The following is a 6,345-nucleotide window of genomic DNA, read 5'->3' as shown; positions in this document are numbered from 1 at the left end:
GATTTTGTGAAACTTTACTCGCTTGTAAAGTAAATTGACCACTAACATAAATAAGAAAAATGATAAATATCCATTTTAACCAACCCCCTGGAATATAAGGCGTCATATACGAACCACCTAAAGTGCCTATGATACAACCTAAAACCATTTTTCTAAGGATATTCCATTGAATATTATTGTTTTTATTATAAATATAGCTTGAAGATAAACTTGTGCCAATGATGGTTGCTAATGAGGTTGCAATAGCGATATGGCTAACCCAAGCATTACCTAGATTAAAATAATTTAAGGTAAAGATTAAGGAGGGCACTATTAATGCACCACCGCCAACACCAAACATACCAGCTAATAATCCCGCAACAGCGCCTATAGAAAGGAATATAATAAATTCAAGAATCATGTTTAATCCTTAAAGTATGGTAACACTAATAACCCATCTTTTTTGTTAAGTAAAAATTAAGATTAGATAATTGATTCTACTGATCTACCGTTTAATATCATTATCAGGTTTGATTGCAAAATAGTAAATTAAAAGATGACAAGATGGTTAAAAAATCTTATGTTATTTAGCCGACGGTAACGAATAAAAGTTTAAAAATAAATTGACGGGAGTGAATAATGAAAGATCGTTTAAAGTGGATTGATGATTTTGGTTTTTTAGGCGAAACAGCCAGTGGGCACTCGTTAGTTATGGATGGCGGTATTGAACATGGAGGGCGTAATCGTGGCGCTCGCCCTATGGAGCTTTTGTTACATGGTGCAGCAGGTTGTATGGCTTATGATATTATCGCTATTTTAAAAAATAATAAAAAAGATATTCGCGATCTTTGGATAGAAATTGATAAAACTCAAGCAGAATCTTCACCAAAAGTCTATACATCTATTAATTTCCATATTGTGATTACAGGTATCAATATAGATGATCAAGCAGTAGAAAGAGCCGTGAAACTTGCTTCAGAAAAATACTGTAGTGCCTCTATCATGCTAGGAAAAACCGCAAAAATGTCTTATACCTATGAGGTTAGAGAATATCACTAAAGTTTATTCTTATAACGAATAATTATAATCTAATAACAAGCTGATCTTAGTGTATTTTGCATTAATCATTTAACATTTTATTAGTCAGAGCAATAAGAGAGTGGTTATGCAACAGTTAAGTAAAACTATGCGATTTCGGGATATGGTTATTCTGGGATTGCTTTTTATTGGCCCAGCGGCACCAATAGGATTATTTGGTGTTTTAGATGCAATCAGTGATGGTGCAGTTGTTTTAGTATATATTGTAGCAACTTTAGTAATGGCATTTACCGCATTTTCTTATGCTAGAATGGTAAATGCTTTACCCCATGCAGGAGCGGTTTATGCTTATTGTTCGATTGGCATTCATGCTAATGTGGGATTTTTAGTCGGCTGGTTGTTATTGCTTGATTATATGTTTATTCCTGCTGTTGCTTACTTATTTAGCGGTATTTCGTTCAATGCCTTAATTCCTGAAGTACCTGTATGGGTATGGACTTGCTTGGCGGTTGTATTAACTACCACGTTGAATTTAATTGGCATCAAAAAATCGGCGAAAATTACATTAATTATCTTACTATTTGAAATTATTGTATTGTTTGCTGTGCTATTTGTTGCTATTTGGCTAATAGCAACTAGTGATATTAGTCGAGATTGGTTGAAACCTTTTTGGGGCGGTGATTTATTTAGCTGGGCTAATCTGTTTAATGCTGTATCTATTGCGGTGCTCTCTTATTTGGGATTTGATGCTATTGCAACTTTTTCTGAAGAAAACGGTGGTTCCCATAATTTAGTGAGTAAAGCAATTATGAGTTGTTTAATTTTAGCAGGTTGCCTATTTGTAATTCAAATTTATGTTGGTGCTTTACTTAATCCTTATAATTCAGCATATTTGCGTAGTCATCCTGAACTACAGGGTAAAGCTTACTATAATATTGTTAATCAAGAAATTAACTTATACCTAGGATGGGCGCTAAGTTTGATGAAAGCCATTGGTGCATCATTTGCTGCAATGGTTGGGCAAGCTGCCGCAAGTCGTCTTTTATTCAGTATGGGGCGCGATAAGCGTTTACCTTCATTTTTTGCTAAAGTGGGTAAAAAAAGTGGCGTGCCAGCAATGGCTATTTTATGCTCTGCGCTATTTAATTTATGTTTAGTTGTTATTGCTGCCAATCATGATAAAGGATTAGCAACTCTAGTGTCATTTGTTGATATTGGTGCGTTAACGGCATTTATTATGTTACATTTATCTGTAATCGGCTACTTTAAGTTTAAAAAACGTTCAAAGGGTTGGCGTTCTTGGGTTTTAAATATCTTTATGCCTATTATTGGTATTATAGTGTTATTACCTGTATTACTACATATTGATAATGATGCAAAAATTGTCGGTGTAATTTGGTTAGCAATTGGTATGATTATTCTCTATTTAAACAAAGAGCAGGCTCAATTAGTTTGCTTAGAAAAACATGAATAATAAACTTAATACATTTATTGAAGATTTATTGCATCTTAATTAAGATGACAGTATTTTCCTATTTTCCACAGGCGTTATAATAAAATGCTATCAGAAATATTACGTGGTGCGTTAATTTCCGCTAGCCTAATCATTGCTATTGGTGCACAAAATTTATTTGTTCTCAAACAGGGAATATTAAAAAACCATATTTTCTATGTGTCGGCAATTTGTTTTATTTGTGATTTTGTATTAATGTCGATTGGCATTCTAGGGGTCGGCTCTTTCATTAGTTGTAATCCTTTAATCACAAATCTGCTAGCAATAATGGGGGTGTTTTTTTTAATTTGGTATGGTTTTAGTGCGTTTAAAAGTGCAATTAAAGGCACAAGCAATATGCAAATAGAATCTCAAAATGTGAATAATAGCCGTTTAATCAAGGTGGTAGTTGCAACGTTAGCGGTCACTTTGCTTAACCCACATGTATATTTAGATACGGTTGTGATTGTTGGGGGAATAGCTGGCACATTAAATAGTGAACAAAAACTGGCATTTTTGATTGGCGCTGTTTGTGTCTCTTTTGTATGGTTCTTTGGTATTGGTTATGGTGCAAGATTGTTAGCGCCATTATTTAAACAAAAAAAGATGTGGATAATATTAGATTGTCTAGTTGGCACTGTCATGTTGTACATCGCTTATCGGCTAGTTTTTTATGTCGTTTATAACAATTAAAGCTAGAACAGTAAATAGGCTATAGCCTATATGATTCAAAGAGCGTTCGGCCTATTAATAAACATCCTTACTTTGCTCATCAAACATCCATTTAAGGTCTTTAAATAATAAAGGCTCTTTTGGGCATTTTTATCTCCCCCTTGAGAGCAATTATCAAATAATATTATGAAATAATAATGTGACTATTATCACAATTACATGTATTTGTTAAATTATAAGATATCTTCTTTATATAATTAGTGCTAGCTTACATAGTATAAATTTGGATTGTTACTGTACAGCTAATTGTCTATACAGGCAAAACCTAAACATTTTGGTTAATAAAGTGTTTAGGTTTTTTTATATAAGGGTTTTGTTTTATATAAAGGAAAGTTGAAGCGTATGGATTAGTTATAGCGTAGATATAAGATGGTTTATTACTGTTTATTCAATTCAGTTATTTTATAAATTTACTATTAATAAATGCGTAATAGATCACTTAAGGAGAAAACAATGAAAAGTAATATTTTAAAACTAACACTATTAATTAGTGCGGTTCTTACCACAAGTCCATTATTTGCTATTGACCAAGTCAAAATTGAAAGCAATCAATTAAAAAAAATAACTGTGGATGGTCTTGAGTTTAAAGATATGGATAAAAATGGAAAATTAACTCCATATGAAGATTGGCGTTTATCGCCACAGCAACGAGCACAGGATTTGCTTTCAAGAATGTCATTAGAAGAGAAAGCTGGGATAATGATGCATGGCAATGCGCCAAGTGTAAATAATGAAATAGGGCGTGGTGATAAATATGATTTTAAAAAGCTGACTGTTTTGATTCTGAAAGATAAAGTTAATAGCTTTATAACCAGATTAGAAGTTAATCCTAAAGATTTTGCGGAGCAGAATAATCAGTTACAAAAAATAGCTGAATCTTCTCGTTTATCCATTCCATTGACAATAAGTGTTGATCCTAGAAATACGTTTTATTATGGTAATGAGTTAGGTATAAAAAGTGGTTTTAGTCAGTGGCCTGGAACATTAGGCATGGCGGCTATTGGTCGTGAAAAAGATATCAATGAATATGGCGATATTATCCGTCAAGAATACCGTTCATTAGGTGTAACGCAAGCCTTGTCACCCATGGCCGATTTAGGTACAGAACCGCGTTGGGCTAGATTTGAGGGGACATTTGGTGAAAATCCTGAGTTAAGCAAAAAAATGGTTCGTGGTTATATATCTGGAATACAAAATGGTAGCACAGGTCTAAATTCGCAAAGTGTCGCTGCCGTTGTGAAACACTGGGTGGGATATGGTGCTGCCGAAAATGGATTTGATAGTCATAGTGCTTATGGTAAATATGCGCTTTTTACCCATAAAGATAGCTTAAAAGAACATATTATTCCATTTACAGGCGCTTTTGAGGTAAATGTTGCAGGTGTCATGCCAACTTATTCTATATTGAAAAATGCTCAGCTAGGTGATCATAAATTTGACGCTGTTGGAGGTGGGTTTAATTTATTTTTATTGCAAGATCTATTACGTAATACTTATCAGTTTAAAGGTGTTGTTATAAGTGATTGGAGTATTACTAATGATTGTAATGATGTTTGTGTTAATGGAACAGCTTCGGGAATTAAACCGAAAGTTGAAGGCATGCCATGGGGAGTTGAGGATCTTACTAAAGAGCAACGCTTTATTAAAGCTTTTCATGCTGGCATTCAACAGTTTGGCGGGGTTAGCGATAGTTCAATTATTGTAGCTGCTGTTAAGAATAAAAAAATTGCCGAAAAAGATATCGATAAAGCCGTTTTAGCGATTTTGATTCAAAAATTTTCTCTAGGTCAATTTGAAACACCATATGTAGATCCAAACAAAACAAGTATTGTTGGCAACAAAGATTTTCAAAAGATGGCGAGTCAGGCCCAATATAATTCTTTGGTATTACTTGAAAATATACAAAAAACATTACCATTAAACGCCAATAACAAAATCTATTTATATGGATTTTTACCAAATGCTAAAAATCTGTTAAAGAATAAAGTGAATATTGTTGATAAATTAGAGCAAGCTGATGTGGTTGTTGCCCGAATAAATGCACCTTATGAGCAAAATCATAAAGGTTACTTTTTTGGCTTAGAGCATCATGAGGGATCTTTAGCATTTCCTCCTAACGATAAAGATATTGAATTTATTGCGCAAGCAAGTAAAACGCATCCTGTTGTTGTTACTGTTTATTTAGATAGGCCAGCAATTGTCACTCCATTAAAACAATACGCTAGTGCTGTTATTGCTAATTTTGGGGTAAATGATGAAGTATTGTTTGATAGATTATTTGGTGACAAACCTTACGTAGCTAAAATACCATTTTCACTACCAGACTCAATGGATAGCGTACAGCAACAATCTTCAGATCTGCCTAATGATATGAAAGCACTCTATCCGCTTGGTTATGGTTTAACGCAGTGAGGGATAACGCATTGGCTTTATAAATTATTTTTGTAAATTATTTTGTGTGTTTGCCTGTTTTTAACGCATTCTAATGCACAAAGAAAGCCAATAAACATGGGTGAAAAAAGATTAATAGGCTTGATAATAGAATTAGCGAAGATATTAAAACTAACATATTAAAAATTAAGACGATTTGGGTAATTTTGAATAAATTAAATCATCAAAATTACCCTCAATGCAGAAATAGGGTAATTAATAATGTTGCCGATACAAAGTTATTTTCCCCATCCACAACTCATTTATATCATTGCTCGTTTAAATAAAAAAGTTATTTATTAGCAATACAATAAGACCTGAAAAATTCGTTTGGGAATAATCATAATCAAAGAATATTTTTTACATATTTACAAGCATCTTTATGGTTATTTTTACAAGCTTGCTGAAAATAATATTTTGCTTTGTAAATATCTTGTGCAACTCCTTGGCCATTTTGATACATGATACCTAAATAGTATTGAGCATCCGCATAATTTTGTTGCGCGGAAAGCCGAAACCACTCTAATGCTTTACTGTAATCTTTTGCAAACCATGACCCTTGATAATATAACCAGCCTAAGCTACATTGCGCATCTGGATTGCCAGATTCCGCAGCTTCAGTATCTAACTCAACGCCTTTGGCAAAATCTTTTTTTAACCCACCCAATCCATTG

Annotated in this window: 6 protein-coding genes; 4 read left to right on the top strand and 2 right to left on the bottom strand. The window is 33.4% G+C overall.

Annotated elements, in window-relative coordinates; genetic code table 11:
- On the bottom strand, positions 1 to 400 hold a 400-nt coding region (locus A9G30_RS03535; RefSeq protein WP_141671970.1), incomplete at its 3' end, for a sulfite exporter TauE/SafE family protein.
- A gap of 218 nt (positions 401 to 618) precedes the next feature.
- Here A9G30_RS03535 and A9G30_RS03530 point away from each other — a divergent pair.
- From A9G30_RS03530 to A9G30_RS03515, 4 genes are all read left to right on the top strand, one after another.
- The gene (locus A9G30_RS03530; RefSeq protein ID WP_065588084.1) at positions 619 to 1,038 is read left to right on the top strand and encodes an OsmC family protein; all 420 of its coding nucleotides are present in this window, start codon (positions 619 to 621) and stop codon (positions 1,036 to 1,038) included.
- Positions 1,039 to 1,144: 106 nt separating this feature from the next.
- Positions 1,145 to 2,491, top strand: coding sequence for an APC family permease (locus tag A9G30_RS03525; protein WP_065588083.1), 1,347 nt, complete (start codon positions 1,145 to 1,147; stop codon positions 2,489 to 2,491).
- Positions 2,492 to 2,575: 84 nt separating this feature from the next.
- Positions 2,576 to 3,202 carry a LysE/ArgO family amino acid transporter gene (locus A9G30_RS03520; RefSeq protein WP_065588082.1) on the top strand — a complete coding sequence of 209 codons (627 nt, stop codon included), beginning with the start codon at positions 2,576 to 2,578 and terminating at the stop codon, positions 3,200 to 3,202.
- Between the two features lie 492 nt (positions 3,203 to 3,694).
- A complete protein-coding gene (locus tag A9G30_RS03515) occupies positions 3,695 to 5,653 on the top strand; it encodes a glycoside hydrolase family 3 protein (protein WP_065588081.1) in 1,959 nt (652 codons plus the stop codon).
- Positions 5,654 to 6,017: 364 nt separating this feature from the next.
- Here A9G30_RS03515 and A9G30_RS03510 read toward each other — a convergent pair.
- Positions 6,018 to 6,345, bottom strand: a 328-nt coding sequence (locus A9G30_RS03510) for a tetratricopeptide repeat protein (RefSeq protein WP_141671969.1), incomplete at its 5' end; no start/stop codon positions are given.

It is taken from the genome of Gilliamella sp. Fer4-1 (genome assembly GCF_001690515.1).
In the GTDB taxonomy this organism is placed as follows: domain Bacteria; phylum Pseudomonadota; class Gammaproteobacteria; order Enterobacterales; family Orbaceae; genus Gilliamella; species Gilliamella apicola_C.
This window is presented reverse-complemented; position numbering and strand designations above follow the sequence as displayed.